This is a genomic window from Streptomyces sp. NPDC058955 (assembly GCF_042741435.1).
Lineage (GTDB): Bacteria > Actinomycetota > Actinomycetes > Streptomycetales > Streptomycetaceae > Streptomyces.
Map to the genome: position 1 here is coordinate 61,919 of NZ_JBHYKM010000012.1, position 16,968 is coordinate 78,886.

A 16,968-nucleotide genomic window follows, 5' to 3' on the forward strand; every position below is an offset into this window, starting at 1 on the left:
CCGCGGCCTTGTGGACAACTCGCTCACCCACAAGGGTGAGCGACCCCGTCTCAGCGCGGCGAGACGACCACCGCGAGCAGCCCCGGTCCCGTGTGCGCGCCGATGACCGCGCCGACCTCGCTGACGTGCAGCTCGGCGATGCCCGGCAGCCGCTCCCCCAGGCGTTCGGCCAGCGCGTCGGCCCGCTCCGGCGCGGAGAGGTGGTGGACGGCGATGTCGACGGGGCCGGAGCCGGCCTGCGCGACGGCCAGCTCCTCCAGCCGTGCGATCGCCTTGGAAGCGGTCCGCACCTTCTCCCGCAGCTCGATGCGGCCGCCGTCGAGTTCGAGGAGCGGCTTCACCGCGAGCGCGGAGCCCAGCAGCGCCTGCGCGGTCCCGATCCGCCCGCCCCGGCGCAGATAGTCCAGCGTGTCGACGTAGAAGTAGGCGGAGGTGTCCCCGGCGCGCTTCTCGGCCGCCGCGACCGCCTCGTCGAGCGAGCCGCCGGCCTCCACGACCTCCGCCGCCGCGAGGGCGCAGAAGCCGAGGGCCATGCCGATCATGCGCGTGTCCACGACCCGTACGGGGATGGGGGCGTCCTTCGCGGCGAGCACGGCGGCGTCGTAGGTGCCGGAGACCTCGGCGGAGAGGTGGAGGGAGACGATCCCGCGCGCACCCGCCTCCGCGGCCTCGCGGTAGGTGGCGGCGAAGACCTCGGGGCTGGGCCGGGAGGTGGTGACGGACCGCCGCTTCTGCAGCGCCTCGGCGAGCGATCTGGCGGAGATCTCGGTGCCCTCCAGGAGGGCGCGGTCGCCGATGACGACGGTCAGCGGGACTGCGGTGATGGCGTGCCGCTCCATCGTCTGGGGTGGCAGGTAGGCCGTTGAATCGGTGACGATCGCGACATGCCGGGACATGAGCGGGAGGTTACCCGCCGCGACCGCCGCTCGGCAGCCCGACCCCGCTCACAGCCGGTCCGACGATCCCACAGGAAGCCCTGCCGGTGCGCCCGGAGGGTCAGCCGGCGGACTCGGGACGGGCCGTCTTCTCCCACGGGTAGGCGGTCGTCCGGGGGTCGGGCGCGGTGATCGCCTGCGGCGTCTCCGCGGCCGGCGACTGCCCCTGCGGCGCCTGCTGCTGCCCGTGCGAGGGCTGCGACTGCCCGTGCGGGGCCTGCGGCCGGCCCTGCCCCTGCGGCCCGGGCGTCGTCTCGTACCAGGCCGGCTGCGCGGCCCCCGGCGCGGCCGTGCCCTGGTCGGTGGTGGTCCAGTGGCGCAGCGCGCCCGTCTCGACGTCGATCTGGGCGCTCAGCGTGTCCAGGTCGTCGTCGGCGAACCGCCGGGCGCGGTCGCGGGCGGCCTGGCGCAGCGCGTCGGCGGAGCCGGTGATCCGCTCGGTCCGCTCGGTGAGCGCGGGCAGCTGCCCGGCCACGTACGCCTTGTCGGGCTCCCGCTCCAGGCGCTTGAGGTCCTCGTCCAGCTCACGGCCGTGCGCGCTGAGCCGGCCGAACAGGTCGAGCGACTCCCTCAGCGAGGCGTCCTCCGCGACCCCCGCCTGGAGCGCGTCCTGGGTGGCGCGCATCGAGGTGCGCAGCGAGAGCCGCAGCCTGGCCAGCTCGGCGGCGACCCCGGCCTGGCCGAAGCTCTTGGCCCGCAGGGTGGTGTCCTCGACGGTGCGGCGGGCCTGGTCGAGGGTGCGGTCGACGCCGCGCTTGGCCGCCTTGACCACCTTCACCGTGGCGTAGACCCCGAGCGCCACGAACGAAAGGAAGAGCAGCGCCAGGATCGTGACAATCGTGGCTTCCATGTGCGTCGCTCCTCGGCTCCGTCGGCGTCCCACGGGTGTGGTTCTTCCACGGTAAACGGAACGGGCAGGCCGGAGGTTCCATCGGAACCCCCAACCTGCCCGTAGGGGAAACCCCTAGTCCTGCCGTGGCACTCAGGCCACGATGTTCACCAGCTTCGGCGCGCGCACGATCACCTTGCGGATCTCGGCGCCGCCGAGGGCCGCGACGACGTGCGGGTCGGCCAGGGCCAGCTTCTCCAGGTCGGCGTCGGAGATCGACGGGGAGACCTCCAGGCGGGCCCGGACCTTGCCCTTGATCTGCACGACGCAGGTCACGGTCTCGTCCACCACGTACGCCGGGTCGGCGACCGGGAAGTCCTGGTGGACGACCGAGTCGGTGTGGCCGAGGCGGTGCCACAGCTCCTCCGCGATGTGCGGGGCGAGCGGGGCGACCAGCAGCACCAGCTGCTCGGCGACCGCGCGGGAGATCGCGCCGCCGCCCTTGGTGAGGTGGTTGTTCAGCTCGGTGATCTTGGCGATGGCCGTGTTGAAGCGCATCCCGGCCATGTCCTGGGCGACGCCGTCGATCGCCTTGTGCAGGGCGCGCAGGGTGTCCTCGTCGGGCGCGGCGTCGACGACGGTGGCCTCGCCGGTCGCCTCGTCGACGATGTTGCGCCACAGCCGCTGGAGCAGGCGGTACTGGCCGACCACGGCGCGGGTGTCCCACGGCCGGGAGACGTCCAGCGGGCCCATCGCCATCTCGTACAGGCGCAGGGTGTCGGCGCCGAACTCGGCGCAGATCTCGTCCGGCGTGACGGCGTTCTTCAGGGACTTGCCCATCTTGCCGAGGACGCGGCTGACCTTCTCGCCCTCGTACCAGTACGCGCCGTCGCGCTCCTCGACCTCGGCGGCCGGCACGGCGATGCCGCGGGCGTCGCGGTAGACGAACGCCTGGATCATGCCCTGGTTGTAGAGCTTGTGGAACGGCTCGGCCGAGGAGATGTGGCCCAGGTCGAAGAGGATCTTCGACCAGAAGCGGGCGTACAGCAGGTGGAGCACGGCGTGCTCAGCGCCGCCGACGTACAGGTCGACACCGCCGGTGGGCATGCCCTCGCGCGGACCCATCCAGTACTGCTCGATGGCCGGGTCGACGAGCTTCTCGCTGTTGTGCGGGTCCAGGTAGCGCAGCTCGTACCAGCAGGAACCGGCCCAGTTGGGCATGGTGTTGGTCTCGCGGCGGTACTTCTTCGGCCCGTCGCCCAGGTCGAGGGTGACGTTGACCCACTCCTCGTTGCGGGAGAGCGGGGTCTCGGGCTGGGTGTCGGCGTCGTCCGGGTCGAAGGTCCGCGGCGAGTAGTCCTCGACCTCGGGCAGCTCCAGCGGGAGCATCGACTCGGGCAGCGCGTGGGCGACGCCGTCCTCGTCGTAGACGATCGGGAAGGGCTCGCCCCAGTACCGCTGGCGGCTGAACAGCCAGTCGCGCAGGCGGAAGTTGACGGTGCCCTCGCCGATGCCGCGGTCGGCCAGCCAGGCGGTGATCTTCGCCTTGGCGTCGACGACGCCCAGGCCGTCCAGGGAGATCTCGTCGTTGGCGGAATTGACCAGCTTCGCCTCGTACGAGCCGAAGGCGTCGTCCCAGGTGGAGGGGTCGGTGCCGCGGTCGTCGCTCGGCTCGACGACGCAGCGCATCGGCAGCTCGAAGGCACGCGCGAAGGCGAAGTCGCGGCTGTCGTGCGCGGGGACGGCCATGATGGCGCCGGTGCCGTAGCCCATGAGGACGTAGTCGGCGATGAAGACGGGGACCTGCTCGCCGCTGACCGGGTTGGTCGCGTACGCGCCGGTGAAGACGCCGGTCTTCTCCTTGGCGTCGGCCTGCCGCTCGACGTCGGACTTGGAGGCGGCCTGCTTGCGGTAGGCGTCGACGGCCTCGGCGGGGGTGGCGTGACCGCCGGTCCACACCGCGTGCGTGCCCTCGGGCCAGGCGGCCGGCACGATCTTCTCGACCAGGTCGTGCTCGGGGGCCAGGACCATGTAGGTGGCGCCGAACAGGGTGTCCTGGCGGGTGGTGAAGACGGTGATGGCGCCGGTGTCGCCGACCTGGAAGTCGACGCGGGCGCCCTCGGAGCGGCCGATCCAGTTGCGCTGCTGCAGCTTGATCGCCTCGGGCCAGTCCAGGCCGTCGAGGTCGTCCAGCAGGCGGTCCGCGTAGGCGGTGATGCGCATGTTCCACTGGCGCAGCTTGGCCTTGAAGACCGGGAAGTTGCCGCGCTCGGAGCGGCCGTCGGCGGTGACCTCCTCGTTGGCGAGGACGGTGCCCAGGCCGGGGCACCAGTTGACCGGCGCGTCGGAGGCGTACGCCAGGCGGTACTCGCCCAGGACGTCGGCGCGCTCGGCGGCGGTCAGGTCGGCCCACGCGCGCGTGCCGGGGACCTCGCGGGTGCCGTTCTCGAACTGCTCGATCAGCTCGGCGATCGGGCGGGCCTTGGCGGCCTCGGTGTCGTACCAGGAGTTGTAGATCTGCAGGAAGATCCACTGGGTCCACTTGTAGTACTCGGGGTCGATCGTGGCGAACGACCGCCGCTTGTCGTGGCCCAGGCCCAGCCGGCGCAGCTGGGCCTTCATGTTCTCCATGTTGGCCTCGGTGGACACGCGCGGGTGCGTGCCGGTCTGCACGGCGTACTGCTCCGCGGGCAGGCCGAAGGCGTCGAAGCCCAGGGTGTGGAGCACGTTGTGGCCGCTCATGCGCGCGTGGCGGGCGAAGACGTCCGTGGCGATGTAGCCGAGCGGGTGGCCGACGTGGAGGCCCGCACCCGAGGGGTACGGGAACATGTCCATGATGAACTTCTTGGGCCGGGCGGCGACCGCGGGGTCGCCCGCCAGGTCACCGGAGGGGTTCGGCGCCTCGTAGGTGCCCTCGGCGTCCCAGACGTCCTGCCAGCGTGCCTCGATGTCGGCGGCCATGGCCGCCGTGTAGCGATGCGGGGCCGCCGTCTCGGCAGCCGTGTTGATCTCGGTCATGGTCCTAGAAGCTCCATCGATCGTCTCTGCCCACTGCCACGAACTGCCACGAAATGAAAAATCCCCTCGCACAGGAGGGGACGCCGCGCCGACTCCGACGGGATCTCTTCCGCCCGTCGGGACTGATCAGCGCGGCTCGATAAGCAGGAGGCGTACGGCACGCATGGCGCCAGGGTACCGCAGCGCCCACAGGGGCCGCATCGATGTCCACGGGGCGACACCGGTCTTCCGGGACACGAAGAAGCGGGCCATCCGATCCGGATGACCCGCTTCTCTTCTGTGGAGCTAAGGAGAATTGAACTCCTGACCTCCTGCATGCCATGCAGGCGCTCTACCAACTGAGCTATAGCCCCTCATTGCGGCATATCAGCGTACCGCAGAAGTGCGGAGAGCCATCCGGTGTGGATGGCCCGTCTGCCTTCTGTGGAGCTAAGGAGAATTGAACTCCTGACCTCCTGCATGCCATGCAGGCGCTCTACCAACTGAGCTATAGCCCCTCGTGATCGTCTCCGTCCGGCTCCCTGGCGGGTCTTCCTCGCGGCGACGGACAGAACAGTAACCGGCCGCCGGGCAGAACTCCAAATCCGTTTCTCCGGCACTGTCGGAGGCTCCGGGTAGGGTCGCCCCCTGTGTCCCCCTCCGCACCTTCCCCGTCCCGCACCCGGCCGTGGCCCCTGGTCGCCGCCGCGGTCACCTGCCTGATCTCGTTCGCGGCCTTCTGGGTGGCGCAGCGCGTCGCCCACGTGAACATGCTCGACGTGATGGTCTACCGGGCCGAGGCCGAGACCCTGCGGGCCGGCGGCGACCTGTACGCGATGCGCGCCACCTCGGCGAACCTGGCGATGACCTATCCGCCGTTCGCCGCCGTGCTGTTCCTGCCGCTGACGCTGGTCGGCGTCCCGCTGATGCGGACGCTCTCCACCGCGGGGAACCTGCTGCTGGTGCTGGCGCTGGTCCGGCTCTCGCTCCAGCTGGTCCGGCCGGCCCTGGCCGCGCCCGGACGACGGGCCGACCTGTGGCGTACGACGCTGTGGGTCGCGGCGGCCGTGGTCTGGGCCGAGCCGGTGTGGACGACCCTCCGGTACGGGCAGATCAACCTGCTGGTCGCGGTGGCCGTGCTGTGGGACTTCACGCGCCGCGAGGGCAACCGCTGGGCCGGCCTCGGCATCGGCCTGGCGACCGCGGTGAAACTCACACCCGGACTCTTCGTGGTGCTGCTCCTCGCCGCCGGCCTGCTGCTGTGGCGCCGGAACCGGGGGATGAACCAGTGGCTGCGCACGGCGCTGACGGCGACCGGGGTCTTCCTGGCGACGACACTGGCGATGGTGGTGGCGCTGCCGGCGGATTCGCGGACCTTCTGGACGCGGACGCTGTTCGAGACGGGCCGGGTCGGGCACGCGGAGGAGACCGCCAACCAGTCCCTCAGCGGGGTCCTGGCGCGGCTGATGCACACGGACGCGCCCGGCCTGTGGTGGCTGGCGGCGGCGGTCCTGCTCGGCGGCGCGGCGATGGCGCTCGCGATACGGGCGGCGGTGCGCGGCGACCGGGCGGTGGCCGTGGTCGTCACCGCCTTCACGGCGCTGATGGTCTCCCCGATCTCCTGGTCCCACCACTGGGTCTGGTGCGTGCCCCTGCTGATCCTGCTGTACGACCGCGCCACGCGCGCGTGGCTCACGACGGGCGCGGTGGCACTGGCCTTCGCCTCGTTCGCACTGTGGTGGGTGCCGCACGACCCGGGCCGTCCCGAACTCGACCAGAACGCGGGTCAGATGCTGCTGTCGGCGGTCTATCCGCTGACGGCGACGGCGGTCTTCGCCGGGTACGCGCTGCTGGTGTGGCGGACGCCGCGCCGGCCGCGGATCCCGGGGGCCCGGAAGGAGGCCGTCGTGGTGCGGGAGCCTCAGGCCGTGGCGAAGGAGTAGAACCGTTTGAGGGTGCAGTGCTCGTCGAGGAGCCGGCCGTAGATCGGCTCCCCCTCCAGTTCGCGGTAGGTCTCGATCGGGTCGCCCTTTATGATCAGCGCCCGCGCGCACTCCTCGCACCAGTACTGGTACTCGGGGTTGACGGGGTCCATGTCCCGCACGATGGGCGTGCCGCTGCCGCACCAGTCGCACTTCCGCCTGTGCGCACCCAAAGGCCACCCTCCCGTCCGGACCTGGTCCCCCTCCGGCCGTCCGATTCTGCCATGGCCGGGCGGCGGCCCAGAAGTGACAAAACGACAGATCCCGCCCCCCTTTGCAGAGGACGGGATCCGGTGACTGTGGAGCTAAGGAGAATTGAACTCCTGACCTCCTGCATGCCATGCAGGCGCTCTACCAACTGAGCTATAGCCCCTCGTGTTCTTCACGCTCAGCGCTGCGAACAAGAAGAACTTTAGCCTGTGACCTGCCGGAAAGTGAAATCCGGGCGCGGGGCCCGGTCCGGACCGTCAGGTGTCGTCGCCGAGGACCGGCTCGGGCAGCGAGCCGGCGTTGTGCTCGAGGAGGCGCCAGCCGCGCGCGCCCTGGCCGAGGACGGACCAGCAGCAGTTCGAGACGCCGCCCAGGCTCTCCCAGTGGTGCGGCTCCAGGCCGAGCAGCCGGCCGATGGCGGTACGGATGGTGCCGCCGTGGCTGACCACGACCAGGGTGCCGTCCTGCGGGAGCTTGTCGGCGTGCTCCAGGATCACCGGGGCGGCCCGGTCGGCCACCTCGGTCTCCAGCTCGCCGCCGCCCCGGCGCACCGGCTCGCCGCGCTTCCAGGCGGCGTACTGCTCGCCGAACCGCGCGACGATCTCGTCGTGCGTGAGCCCCTGCCACTCCCCTGCGTACGTCTCGCGCAGCGCGGAGTCGTGGGCGACGGAGAGTCCGGTCAGCGCGGCCAGCTCGGCGGCCGTGGCCGCCGTCCGCTTCAGGTCGGAGGCGACGATCGCGTCGGGACGCAGGGCGGCGAGCAGCCGGGCGGCCCGGCGGGCCTGGTGGACGCCGGCTTCCGTGAGCTCGATGTCGGTCGAGCCCTGGAAGCGGCGCTCCAGGTTCCAGGAGGTCTGGCCGTGGCGCCACAGGACGATACGGCGGCCGGTGCCGCCCTTGGCGGCGCTCAGCTCAGCTCACCGTCCGCCGCCGTGTCGGCGCCGGTCAGCGCGGCGTGCTCGGCGGCCTTGCCGCGGGTCTTGACGGCGTCCTCGGGGAGCGGAAGCTCGGGGCAGTCCTTCCACAGCCGCTCCAGGGCGTAGAAGACCCGCTCCTCGCTGTGCTGCACGTGGACGACGATGTCGACGTAGTCGAGGAGGATCCAGCGGGCGTCGCGGTCGCCCTCGCGGCGCACCGGCTTGGCGCCGAGCTCCTTCTGGAGCCGCTCCTCGATCTCGTCGACGATCGACTTGACCTGGCGGTCGTTGGGCGCGGAGGCGAGCAGGAAGGCGTCGGTGATCGACAGCACGTCGCTGACGTCGTACGCGATGATGTCGTGAGCGAGCCGGTCGGCCGCCGCCTGGGCGGCAGCGTTGACGAGCTCGATGGAGCGATCCGTGGCGGTCACAAGCAGGCTTTCGTCGGCGGTCCAGTACCCCTCCAGGGTCTCACGGACCGCCGACGACCCCGCAAACGATTACGAGGCGCCCGGAATCTCGTAGTCCCGGCCGAGGACGACGGTGATCGCGGCGGTGCCGGAGGGCTTGCCCTTGGTGACGGAGTCGTCGGGCAGGCCGAGGGTCTTGGCGACCTCGACGGCCGTGGCCTTCTGGGCGTCGTCCTTGTAGACGACCTCGGACGTCGCCTGGCTGTCGGCCTTGGTCCCGCCGACGAAGGCGTAGCCGCCGTTGATCAGGACGATCTTGGCCGCCTCGACGGCGTCCTCGCCGGTCGCGTCCTTGATCGAGACGCGCGGCACCCCGCCGGCGTCGAGGGCGGTGACCTTGCCGCCGAGGATGTCCTTGACCACGCTGTCGCCGGCGCCCTCGGCGAGCGCGCCGTCCTCGCCGACGGGCAGCATCGCGGTCTTGTAGGCGCCGGTCTTGGCGTGCTCGGCGAGCTTCGCGAGGGAGGCGCCGAGGTCCTTCTCGGGGAGGGACGGGTCGGCGATCTGCTGGAGGTACTCGATGGCGGTCGTGGCGTTCGCGGCGTCGCTGGGCATCTTGCGCAGCATGCCGTTGACGACCTGGCCGAAGCGCTGGAGCTGCTTGGCCTCGGCCTCGCCGGAGGCCCGGTAGGTGGCGTAGGCGACGGCGGCGCGGCCGGTGAGGGTCTGCTTCTCGCCCTTGGTGACGAGCGGGTCGGAGCCCTTCTTGGCCTTGGGGTCGGGGACGGTGGCGTCGGTGTCGACCTCGATGCCGCCGAGGTACTCGACGAGGTTCTCCAGGTACGGGCTGTCCAGCCGCCAGGTGCCGGCGATCTTGGCGCCGAGGAGGGTGTCGAGGGCTTCGCGGGTGCCGCTGGAGCCGTCGTCCTCGACGGACTTGCCGAGGGTGGTGGCGGCGCCCTCGGTGTCGGCGACGGCGAGGGCGTTGGGCAGCAGGACGGTGGTGCCCTGCTTGGTGGTGGCGTTGTCCACGAGGAGGGCGGTGGAGGTGCCGCCGCCCTGGATGTCGTGGAGGTGGAGGACGATCGTGTCGCGCTGCTGCGGGCCGGTGGCGGTGCCCTGCTGCGTCTGCTCGGAGCCGCCGGTACCGGGGAGCAGACCGGCCGACCACAGGTAGCCGACGCCGCCGACGGCGGCGAGGACGAGGACGACGACCAGGGCGATCACCCGGTTGCGGCCGCGCCGACGGGCCTCCTCGCGCCGCTCGGACCGGCTCTCGGTGAACTTGAGCCAGTCGATGACGTCCTCGGAGTCCTCGTCGGGCTCCTCGATGAAGGAGAACTGCTCGGTGCGGTACTCCCGGTCCTCGTCGGCGTCGGCCCGGCGGGGGGCCCTGGGGGGCGCGGGGGCGGCGGGCGGCTCGGGGGCGGGCCGCTGGCCGGGGACACCGGCCGGGGCGGCGGCGACGGGCGCGGCGGGCTCGGCGGCCTGCCACTGCTGTCCTGCGCCGCCGTAGGTCTCGTACGGGTCGTACGCGGGCTGGGCGTAGCCGCCCTGGGCCTGGCCGTGTCCCGACGGGCCGGCGTAGGGGTCGTACGAGGGCTGCTGGGGCGCCTGGGGCTGCTGCGGGGCCTGCGGCTGCTGGGGCTGGGCGTAGGGGTCGTAGCCGTACGTCTGCTGCTGTCCGGCGTACGGGTCGTACGCGGACTGCTGCGGGGGCTCGGCCTGCTGCTGGTACACCGGCTGCCCGTACGCGTCGTAGCCGATGATCTGCGGCTGCGGGTAGTACGGGTCGTACGGGTTCTGCTGATCGTTCACCGGTGCCCCTCCCCGGGACTGTCACTCGCCGCGGTACAGCTGGCGCTTGTCGATGTAGCGGACGACGCCGTCCGGGACGAGATACCAGACGGGGTCGCCCTCGGCGACCCGTGCGCGGCAGTCGGTGGACGAGATGGCGAGGGCGGGGACCTCGACGAGGGAGACGCCGCCCTCGGGCAGTCCGTCGTCGGTGAGGTCGTGGCCCGGCCGGGTGACGCCGATGAAGTGGGCGAGGGCGAAGAGCTCCTCCGCGTCGCGCCAGGTGAGGATCTGCGAGAGCGCGTCGGCACCGGTGATGAAGAAGAGGTCGGCGTCGCTGTTGAGGGAGCGCAGCTCCCTCAGGGTGTCGATCGTGTAGGTCGCGCCGCCGCGGTCGATGTCGATGCGGCTGACCGAGAACTGCGGGTTGGAGGCCGTGGCGATGACCGTCATCAGATAGCGGTCCTCGGCGGGCGACACCGCCTTGTGGCTCTTCTGCCACGGCTCACCGGTCGGTACGAACACCACCTCGTCCAGGTGGAACAGGGCGGCGACCTCGCTGGCCGCCACCAGGTGTCCGTGGTGGATCGGGTCGAACGTCCCGCCCATCACGCCGAGGCGGCGCTTGCCGCGGCCGCCAGTAGGCACTTCCTGCTCTCCCATGCGTGCAGAGCCTACTGGCACGGCGGCGGACGCCGGCTCAGCGGCCTCCCGGTCCGCGTCCGGCTCAGCGGTCGCGGTTGAAGCGGGTGGTGATCCAGAGCAGCAGCATCAGCGCGAGGAAGGCGCCACCGCCGGTGACGTACGGGTTGAGGCTGTCGTGGTTGCCACCGTGCTCGGCGCCCTCGGAAGCAAGCGTGACGAGGTTGGCGGCGGTGCTGTGGAGGCTCATCTTCGGCAGACCTATCAGATCGGGGGTGGGAGCGGAGACTTCGCGCACATCGTATGCGGGCGGTCGCGGCTCTCTCACGCCGACTCAGGCGTTGGCGTCCTCGGCGTCCCCGGACGCCCCTCGGGCGGGGGTGTCGGCGGACCGGTCCGCGGTCCCGGCGGTGGTGGCGTCCGTGGTGTCGGGCGTGGTGCCGTCCGTGGTGTCGGGCGTGGTGCCGTCCGTGGTGTCGGGCGTGGGGCCGTCCGTGGTGGCGTCGCTGCGGTAGCCGCGGAGCAGGAACCAGGCGAGGAGGGCGCCGCCGACCATGGAGACCAGCAGGACGATGCGGAGCGTGTCGCCCGGTCCCTGCTCCGCCGCCGCGGCGATCCCGGTGAGGGCGGTGGTGGCTGCGGCGGTGTCCGGCATGCGGTCGTACTCCCTCGTTGTCCACAGGGCCCGAGTTGTCCACAGGCCCTCCGCCCAAAATAGCGCCCTCGCCTAGGGTGGGTCGTGTCAGGGGGACGAGTACCGACTCGTACGGATGGACAGGGGGCGTTCATGACCGACAACCACGGCGGGAACCAGCGGGAAAGCGTGCCGAGCAGGCAGCGCAAGCGGTTCCCCGGGATCTCCTCGCGGGCCTACGAGCACCCGGCGGACCGCTCGGCGCTGGTGGCGCTGCGGAAGCTGAGCGGTTTCGACACGGTGTTCAAGGCGCTCAGCGGACTGCTGCCGGAGCGCAGTCTGCGGCTCCTCTACCTCTCGGACTCCGTCCGGGTGAGCGACGCGCAGTTCTCGCACCTCAACGACATGCTGCGGGACGCCTGTTACATCCTCGACCTGGACAAGGTCCCGCCGATGTACGTCACGCAGAACCCGGTGCCGAACGCGATGTGCGTGGGCCTGGACGAGCCGGTGATCGTGCTGACGACGGGGCTCGTCGAGCTGCTCGACGAGGAGGAGATGCGGGCGGTCGTCGGCCACGAGGTCGGGCACGCCCTGTCGGGGCACGCGGTGTACCGGACGGTGCTGCTCTTCCTGACGAACGTGGCGCTGAAGGTCGCCTGGATCCCGCTGGGGAACGTGGCGGTGATGGCGATCGTGACCGCGCTGCGCGAGTGGTTCCGCAAGTCGGAGCTGTCGGCCGACCGGGCGGGGCTGCTCGTGGGGCAGGACCTGCGGGCCTCGATGCGGGGTCTGATGAAGATCGCCGGTGGCAACCATCTGCACGAGATGAACGTGGACGCGTTCCTCGCCCAGGCGGACGAGTACGAGAAGGCCGGTGACCTGCGGGACTCGGTCCTGAAGATCCTCAACGTGCTGCCGCGCTCGCACCCGTTCACCACCGTGCGGGCGGCCGAGCTGAAGAAGTGGTCGGAGAGCCGCGACTACCAGCGGCTGATGGACGGCCACTACCCGAAGCGTTCGGAGGACAAGGACACCTCGGTCACGGACTCCTTCCGGGAGTCGGCCGGGCACTACGCGCAGACCGTGAAGGACAGCAAGGATCCGCTGGTCAAGCTCGTCGGGGACATAGCCGGCGGGGCCGGGGAGCTCGCGGGCGACCTGGGCGGACGGCTGCGGACGGTGTTCGGCGGCGGCGCCCCGAAGGGGCCGGGCAAGGACTCCGGCGGGGATCCGGGCAAGGACTCCGGCACGGGTGGCGGCGAGGCCAGGGGCTCCCAGGAGTAGTCGGGCGTCAGGGCTTGGGCTGGGCGGCCGGGGCGAGGGCTCCGCAGAGCGCCGGGGCCGTCGGGCGGTCGACGGCGTAGGGGTCGGTGAGGGCCGGTCCGGCGTCCGCCGGGACCTCGGCCCCGGCCAGCAGCGGCCTGAGTGCGCCTCCGGTGTCGGCTCCGCATGCCTGCGGCCCGGCCTCGACGGTGCTGACCAGCAGTTCGGCGCGGTGCATGCGCAGGTCCTCGCGGTCGAAGCGGAAGTGCAGGGTGCGGTGGACCGTGAAGAGGGAGGCGGCGGCGTCGGTGCCCGGGCCCTGGACGGCGGGGCGCAGCGCGTAGGTGAAGGTGTGGTCGGCGGTGACGTCGAGGGTGTCGGGGGTGGTCTCGGCGAAGCGGAGGGTGCCCTGGACGCGGGGCGCGGCGTCGGCCACGGTGACCTGCCGGGGGTCGAAGCGGACCACCCAGGCGGCGACGGCGTGCCGGCCGTCGTCGGCGGGGGCGGAGACGCTGCGGTCGAACTGGGCCAGTTGGTCGGGGTCGAGCAGTAGCCGGGCGGGCCGGACGGTCTGGCTCGCGAGGACGTCGGGCTCCAGGGAGGAGGCCACGAGGTAGTCCTTGGCGATGCTGAGGGCGGTGACGACCTGGCCCTCGGAGAAGTGGGTGGTGCGGGCGGCGACGGGGAGGTTGATGCCGGCGGCGCCGGTGCGGTACTCGGCGGCGGGGCTGCGGGCGAGGAGCCGGGCGGGGTCGCCGCCGGGGACGGGTCCCTGGGGGGCGAGCGGGACGACGGTGGTGCGGAGCGGCTCGGCGCGCTGGTCGGGCGGCGGCTGGTAGGGGTTGCGCAGGCCGAGATAGACGGCCGTGCCGAAGGCGAGGAGGATCAGCAGGACCAGGAGGAGGGCCTGGCCGGAGCCGCGGCGGCCGATGGGGCCGGGGCGGTTGCGGACGGCGAGCGCGTGCTCGCCCATCCGTTCCCGGGCCGAGTACTCCTGGAGGTGGGCAGCGCGGACGAACGCCTCGTCGAAGACGACGGATCGGTACTCGTCCTCACCGCCGGGGAGTCCCTCGGGAGTCCCCTCAGGCGGGTCGCCACGCCCTGCCATACCTTCAGGGTAGGTCGGCGGGGGCTTCGGTAAACGCCCAGGTACACGACAAGTTCGGAAGTTTTCCGCCGTCGGGGTGGTGGCCGGGACGGCCGTCCGGGTGGTGTCAGGGTGTGCGGGGCGCGACGGAGGCCGCGGGCGGCGTCCGGTCGGCGGTCGCCGGGCTGCCGGTGGCCGGCGGGGCGGCGGCGGTGGCCGGGGTGCCGGTGAGCACCGGTACCGGGGGCGCGGCGGCCGGGGAGGCGGCCGGTGGGGCCGGGTTGGGCTGGTCGACGCCGGTGGAGGCCGGGGGGACCTGGTCCTGGCGGTTGGCGGCGGCGCCGCGGTAGACGGCGGTGAAGGCGAGGGCCACCATGCCGATGCCCATCAGGAGGGCGAGGAGCCAGGCGACGGGCCGGTGCCAGCGGGCGCTGCCCCGGTAGGGGCGCAGGGCGCCGCCGTGGCGGCCGTAGGGGCTGGCGTCGTCGCCGATGTCGTCGGGTTCGTAGGTGAGGCCGACGGGGTCGCGGCCGTCGTCGTAGAGGTCGTCGTCGCCCGCGGCGCGGAGGGCGCGGGCGCGGGCCGATTCGGCCTCGGCGCGGGCCTGGGCGGCGGCGAGGAGGCGTTCGACGGCCGTCGGCTCGTGGATGGCGGCGGCCCTGACGAACTCCTCGTCGAAGACCACGTCCCAGCGGCCCTCGGCGGCGCCTCCGCGCTCGTCGTCGGGCTCCCAGCCGTTCGGGGACGGCCTGCCCCCCACGTCGTCCGGCACGGTCTCAGAGTAGACCGGGGATGTGGTTTTGGGCAGGGAGAGTGCGAAGTCTCCCCGCCCGTACCGAAAGGAGGTGTGCGAGGTGGTGTTACCGGATGTGACCGTCGCCGGTCACGATGTACTTGGTGGAGGTGAGCTCCGGAAGGCCCATGGGGCCCCGGGCGTGGAGCTTCTGGGTGGAGATGCCGATCTCCGCGCCGAAGCCGAACTGTCCGCCGTCCGTGAAGCGGGTGGAGGCGTTCACGGCGACCGTGGTGGAGTCGACCAGCTGGGTGAAGCGGCGGGCCGCGGCCTGCGAGGTGGTGACGATGGCCTCGGTATGGCCGGAGGTCCACATGCGGATGTGCTCGACGGCCTTGTCGAGGGAGTCGACGACCGCGGCGGCGATGTCGTGGGAGAGGTACTCGGTCTCCCAGTCCTCGGGGGTGGCCGGGACGACGGTGGCCTTGGTGCCCTCGGTGTGGGCGAGGACCCGCTCGTCGGCGTGGACGGTGACGCCGGCCTCGGCCAGCGCGTCGAGGGCGCGGGGCAGGAAGGCGGCGGCGATGTCCTGGTGGACCAGGAGGGTCTCGGCGGCGTTGCAGACACTGACCCGCTGGGCCTTGGAGTTGATCAGGATGTCGACGGCCATGTCGAGGTCGGCCTGGGCGTCGACGTAGACGTGGCAGTTGCCGGTGCCGGTCTCGATGACCGGGACGGTGGACTCCTCGACGACCGTCTTGATCAGGGAGGCGCCGCCGCGCGGGATGAGGACGTCGACGAGGCCGCGGGCGCGCATCAGCTCGCGGACGGAGTCGCGGGACTCGCCGGGGACGAGCTGGATGGCGTCGGCGGGCAGCCCGGCGCCGCCGACGGCGTCGCGGAGGACGGTGACGAGGGCGGTGTTGGAGGCGTAGGCGGAGGAGGAGCCGCGGAGCAGCACGGCGTTGCCGGCCTTGAGGCAGAGGGCGGCGGCGTCCACGGTGACGTTGGGCCGGGCCTCGTAGATGATGCCGACGACGCCGAGGGGGACGCGGACCTGGCGGAGGTCGAGGCCGTTGGGGAGGGTCGAGCCGCGGACGACCTCGCCGACCGGGTCGGGCAGGGCGGCGACGTGGCGGACGTCGGCGGCGATGGCGCGGACCCGCTCGGGGGTGAGGGTGAGCCGGTCGATGATCGACTCGCTGGTGCCGGCCTCGCGGGCCTTGGCGATGTCCTCGGCGTTCGCCTCGACGATCTCCGCGGTACGGACTTCGAGGGCGTCCGCGATGGCGAGGAGGGCGTCGTCCTTGGCCGAGCGCGGCAGTGGCGCGATCTGTGCGGCGGCGCCACGGGCCCGGTAGGCGGCCCGGGTGACCGGGGAGAGGTTGTCGAGGGGCGTGAGCGAGGTCATGCCCGCAGGGTACTGGCACGGGCGGGTCGACCCGGCACGTACGACGGGCGCATCCCGCAGTGCGAGACGCGCCCGTGCCGGCGTGCGGATGGCGGGGGCCCGGTCCGTCGGGGCCCGGGACCCCGGCCGGTCAGTAGGGGTGGACTCCGACGGGGGCGGCGGGCGGCGGGCCGTAGCCCTCCGCGATCCGCTGGTGGTAGGTCTCCCGGTCGATGACCTCCAGGCCGACGATCTCCCACGGGGGGAGCTTGGCGGTCTGCCGGTGCTCGCCCCAGAGCCGGAGGGCGACGGCGGCCGCGTCGTGCAGGTCGCGGGCCTCCTCCCAGTACCGGATCTCGGCGTGGTCGTTGGCATAGCGGCTGGTCAGCAGGAAGGGGTGGTCGTGGGCCAGCTGTTCGAGCCCGCGCCGCACCTCCTTCAGCGGTGACTCGACGCCGGAGACGCTGAGGGTGACGTGCCACAGCTTGGACAGCGGGCGCTCCCCCGCGCCGCCGTCCCGTGTGCCCGTCTCGGCTGCTGTGCTCTTGCCTTCCGTGGCCGTGTCCTGTGCCGCGTCGAAGTCGGCTCCGGCCTCGACACTCGTCAGGGCGCGTTCGGTCGTCCCGCGGGGCAGTGCCCCTGGGCGCGCTCGTCTCACCGGCGGCCTCCTGTGTGATGCGTGTGGTGCTGTACCCCGCGTTGCTCGTTACCCCCGAGACAAAGTTGACCAGTCCGAGCCGTCGCATGGGGCGGTTTTGGTAAAGGTCCCTTCCGGATGGCAGGACTTTCAGCCGTTTCGGCGGTGATTTCGCAAGGGCTTCCGCACCGGTTTCCGGCCCCGGAGCGGGGTGGCTCTCAGCCGAGGACGACGAGGTCGTCGCGGTGGACGACCTCGCGCTCGTACTCGGGGCCGAGCTCCGCGGCGAGTTCGCGGGTGGAGCGGCCCAGCATCCGGGGGAGTTCCCTGGCGTCGAAGTTGACGAGGCCGCGGGCGACGGGGCGGCCGACGGCGTCGCGGAGCTCGACCGGGTCGCCGGCGACGAACTCGCCCTCGGCGGCGGTGATCCCGGCGGCGAGGAGCGACTTCTTGCCCTGCGAGTACGCGCGCCCCGCCGCGGGGGGGGGGGGGGGGGGGGCCC

17 protein-coding genes and 3 tRNA genes are annotated in these 16,968 nt (G+C 72.2%); 2 read left to right on the forward strand and 18 right to left on the reverse strand.

Annotated elements, in window-relative coordinates; all coding sequences use genetic code 11:
* Positions 1 to 50: 50 nt before the first annotated feature.
* The 5 genes from ACFW1I_RS07985 to ACFW1I_RS08005 form a co-directional block, all read right to left on the reverse strand.
* Complete coding sequence (locus ACFW1I_RS07985) at positions 51 to 896, reverse strand: DegV family protein (protein ID WP_384667266.1); 846 nt, start codon at positions 894 to 896, stop codon at positions 51 to 53.
* A 100-nt stretch (positions 897 to 996) separates the two neighbouring features.
* Positions 997 to 1,785, reverse strand: a complete 789-nt coding sequence (locus ACFW1I_RS07990) for a hypothetical protein (protein WP_384667269.1) — start codon at positions 1,783 to 1,785, stop codon at positions 997 to 999.
* Positions 1,786 to 1,917: 132 nt separating this feature from the next.
* On the reverse strand, positions 1,918 to 4,782 hold the full coding sequence (gene leuS, locus ACFW1I_RS07995) for a leucine--tRNA ligase (RefSeq protein WP_384667272.1): 2,865 nt from the start codon (positions 4,780 to 4,782) through the stop codon (positions 1,918 to 1,920).
* Positions 4,783 to 5,062: 280 nt separating this feature from the next.
* Positions 5,063 to 5,135: transfer RNA gene (locus ACFW1I_RS08000), tRNA-Ala, on the reverse strand.
* Positions 5,136 to 5,206: 71 nt separating this feature from the next.
* Positions 5,207 to 5,279: transfer RNA gene (locus ACFW1I_RS08005), tRNA-Ala, on the reverse strand.
* Positions 5,280 to 5,411: 132 nt separating this feature from the next.
* Here ACFW1I_RS08005 and ACFW1I_RS08010 point away from each other — a divergent pair.
* Positions 5,412 to 6,704 (forward strand): glycosyltransferase 87 family protein, encoded by a 1,293-nt coding sequence (locus tag ACFW1I_RS08010; protein ID WP_384667274.1) that lies wholly within the window; start codon positions 5,412 to 5,414, stop codon positions 6,702 to 6,704.
* On the opposite strand, the gene ACFW1I_RS08015 is transcribed toward ACFW1I_RS08010, so the two are convergent.
* From ACFW1I_RS08015 to ACFW1I_RS08050, 8 genes are all read right to left on the reverse strand, one after another.
* Positions 6,683 to 6,916: a hypothetical protein gene (locus ACFW1I_RS08015; RefSeq protein WP_026277450.1), complete on the reverse strand. Its 234-nt coding sequence runs from the start codon at positions 6,914 to 6,916 to the stop codon at positions 6,683 to 6,685. The genes ACFW1I_RS08010 and ACFW1I_RS08015 overlap by 22 nt on opposite strands.
* A 127-nt stretch (positions 6,917 to 7,043) precedes the next feature.
* Positions 7,044 to 7,116, reverse strand: a tRNA-Ala gene (locus ACFW1I_RS08020).
* Between the two features lie 94 nt (positions 7,117 to 7,210).
* Positions 7,211 to 7,864 carry a histidine phosphatase family protein gene (locus ACFW1I_RS08025; protein WP_384667325.1) on the reverse strand — a complete coding sequence of 218 codons (654 nt, stop codon included), beginning with the start codon at positions 7,862 to 7,864 and terminating at the stop codon, positions 7,211 to 7,213.
* Positions 7,861 to 8,301, reverse strand: a complete 441-nt coding sequence (gene rsfS / locus ACFW1I_RS08030) for a ribosome silencing factor (protein WP_031005117.1) — start codon at positions 8,299 to 8,301, stop codon at positions 7,861 to 7,863. Before rsfS ends, ACFW1I_RS08025 begins: the two co-directional genes overlap by 4 nt.
* Positions 8,302 to 8,370: 69 nt before the next feature.
* Positions 8,371 to 10,098, reverse strand: a complete 1,728-nt coding sequence (locus ACFW1I_RS08035; RefSeq protein WP_384667277.1) for an LCP family protein — start codon at positions 10,096 to 10,098, stop codon at positions 8,371 to 8,373.
* Positions 10,099 to 10,119: 21 nt separating this feature from the next.
* The gene (gene nadD / locus ACFW1I_RS08040) at positions 10,120 to 10,740 is read right to left on the reverse strand and encodes a nicotinate-nucleotide adenylyltransferase (RefSeq protein WP_319013876.1); all 621 of its coding nucleotides are present in this window, start codon (positions 10,738 to 10,740) and stop codon (positions 10,120 to 10,122) included.
* A 64-nt stretch (positions 10,741 to 10,804) separates the two neighbouring features.
* Positions 10,805 to 10,969, reverse strand: coding sequence for a hypothetical protein (locus tag ACFW1I_RS08045; protein WP_030494103.1), 165 nt, complete (start codon positions 10,967 to 10,969; stop codon positions 10,805 to 10,807).
* Positions 10,970 to 11,053: 84 nt separating this feature from the next.
* Entirely contained in the window at positions 11,054 to 11,374 is a 321-nt protein-coding gene (locus ACFW1I_RS08050; protein ID WP_384667331.1) for a hypothetical protein, read from the reverse strand.
* Positions 11,375 to 11,506: 132 nt separating this feature from the next.
* On the opposite strand from ACFW1I_RS08050, the gene ACFW1I_RS08055 reads away from it, so the two are divergent.
* Positions 11,507 to 12,640: a M48 family metallopeptidase gene (locus ACFW1I_RS08055; RefSeq protein WP_384667280.1), complete on the forward strand. Its 1,134-nt coding sequence runs from the start codon at positions 11,507 to 11,509 to the stop codon at positions 12,638 to 12,640.
* 7 nt (positions 12,641 to 12,647) lie between these two features.
* On the opposite strand, the gene ACFW1I_RS08060 is transcribed toward ACFW1I_RS08055, so the two are convergent.
* From ACFW1I_RS08060 to ACFW1I_RS08080, 5 genes are all read right to left on the reverse strand, one after another.
* Positions 12,648 to 13,727, reverse strand: a complete 1,080-nt coding sequence (locus ACFW1I_RS08060) for a hypothetical protein (RefSeq protein WP_384667282.1) — start codon at positions 13,725 to 13,727, stop codon at positions 12,648 to 12,650.
* Positions 13,728 to 13,833: 106 nt separating this feature from the next.
* A complete protein-coding gene (locus tag ACFW1I_RS08065) occupies positions 13,834 to 14,478 on the reverse strand; it encodes a hypothetical protein (protein WP_384667284.1) in 645 nt (214 codons plus the stop codon).
* A gap of 88 nt (positions 14,479 to 14,566) precedes the next feature.
* Positions 14,567 to 15,850, reverse strand: a complete 1,284-nt coding sequence (locus ACFW1I_RS08070) for a glutamate-5-semialdehyde dehydrogenase (protein WP_384667285.1) — start codon at positions 15,848 to 15,850, stop codon at positions 14,567 to 14,569.
* A gap of 130 nt (positions 15,851 to 15,980) precedes the next feature.
* On the reverse strand, positions 15,981 to 16,487 hold the full coding sequence (locus tag ACFW1I_RS08075; RefSeq protein ID WP_384667288.1) for a hypothetical protein: 507 nt from the start codon (positions 16,485 to 16,487) through the stop codon (positions 15,981 to 15,983).
* Positions 16,488 to 16,684: 197 nt separating this feature from the next.
* Positions 16,685 to 16,968: PUA domain-containing protein (locus ACFW1I_RS08080; protein WP_384667291.1), on the reverse strand; the 284-nt coding region annotated here is incomplete at its 5' end.

What these genes read in the sequence shown, in the direction of transcription:
- ACFW1I_RS07985 (WP_384667266.1), bottom strand. Translation starts at nt 896, where the DNA reads ATGTCCCGGCATGTCGCGATCGTCACCGATTCAACGGCCTACCTGCCA.
- ACFW1I_RS08045 (WP_030494103.1), bottom strand. Translation starts at nt 10,969, where the DNA reads ATGAGCCTCCACAGCACCGCCGCCAACCTCGTCACGCTTGCTTCCGAG.
- leuS (WP_384667272.1), bottom strand. Translation starts at nt 4,782, where the DNA reads ATGACCGAGATCAACACGGCTGCCGAGACGGCGGCCCCGCATCGCTAC.
- ACFW1I_RS08050 (WP_384667331.1), bottom strand. Translation starts at nt 11,374, where the DNA reads ATGCCGGACACCGCCGCAGCCACCACCGCCCTCACCGGGATCGCCGCG.
- ACFW1I_RS08070 (WP_384667285.1), bottom strand. Translation starts at nt 15,850, where the DNA reads ATGACCTCGCTCACGCCCCTCGACAACCTCTCCCCGGTCACCCGGGCC.
- ACFW1I_RS07990 (WP_384667269.1), bottom strand. Translation starts at nt 1,785, where the DNA reads ATGGAAGCCACGATTGTCACGATCCTGGCGCTGCTCTTCCTTTCGTTC.
- ACFW1I_RS08055 (WP_384667280.1), top strand. Translation starts at nt 11,507, where the DNA reads ATGACCGACAACCACGGCGGGAACCAGCGGGAAAGCGTGCCGAGCAGG.
- ACFW1I_RS08060 (WP_384667282.1), bottom strand. Translation starts at nt 13,727, where the DNA reads ATGGCAGGGCGTGGCGACCCGCCTGAGGGGACTCCCGAGGGACTCCCC.
- nadD (WP_319013876.1), bottom strand. Translation starts at nt 10,740, where the DNA reads ATGGGAGAGCAGGAAGTGCCTACTGGCGGCCGCGGCAAGCGCCGCCTC.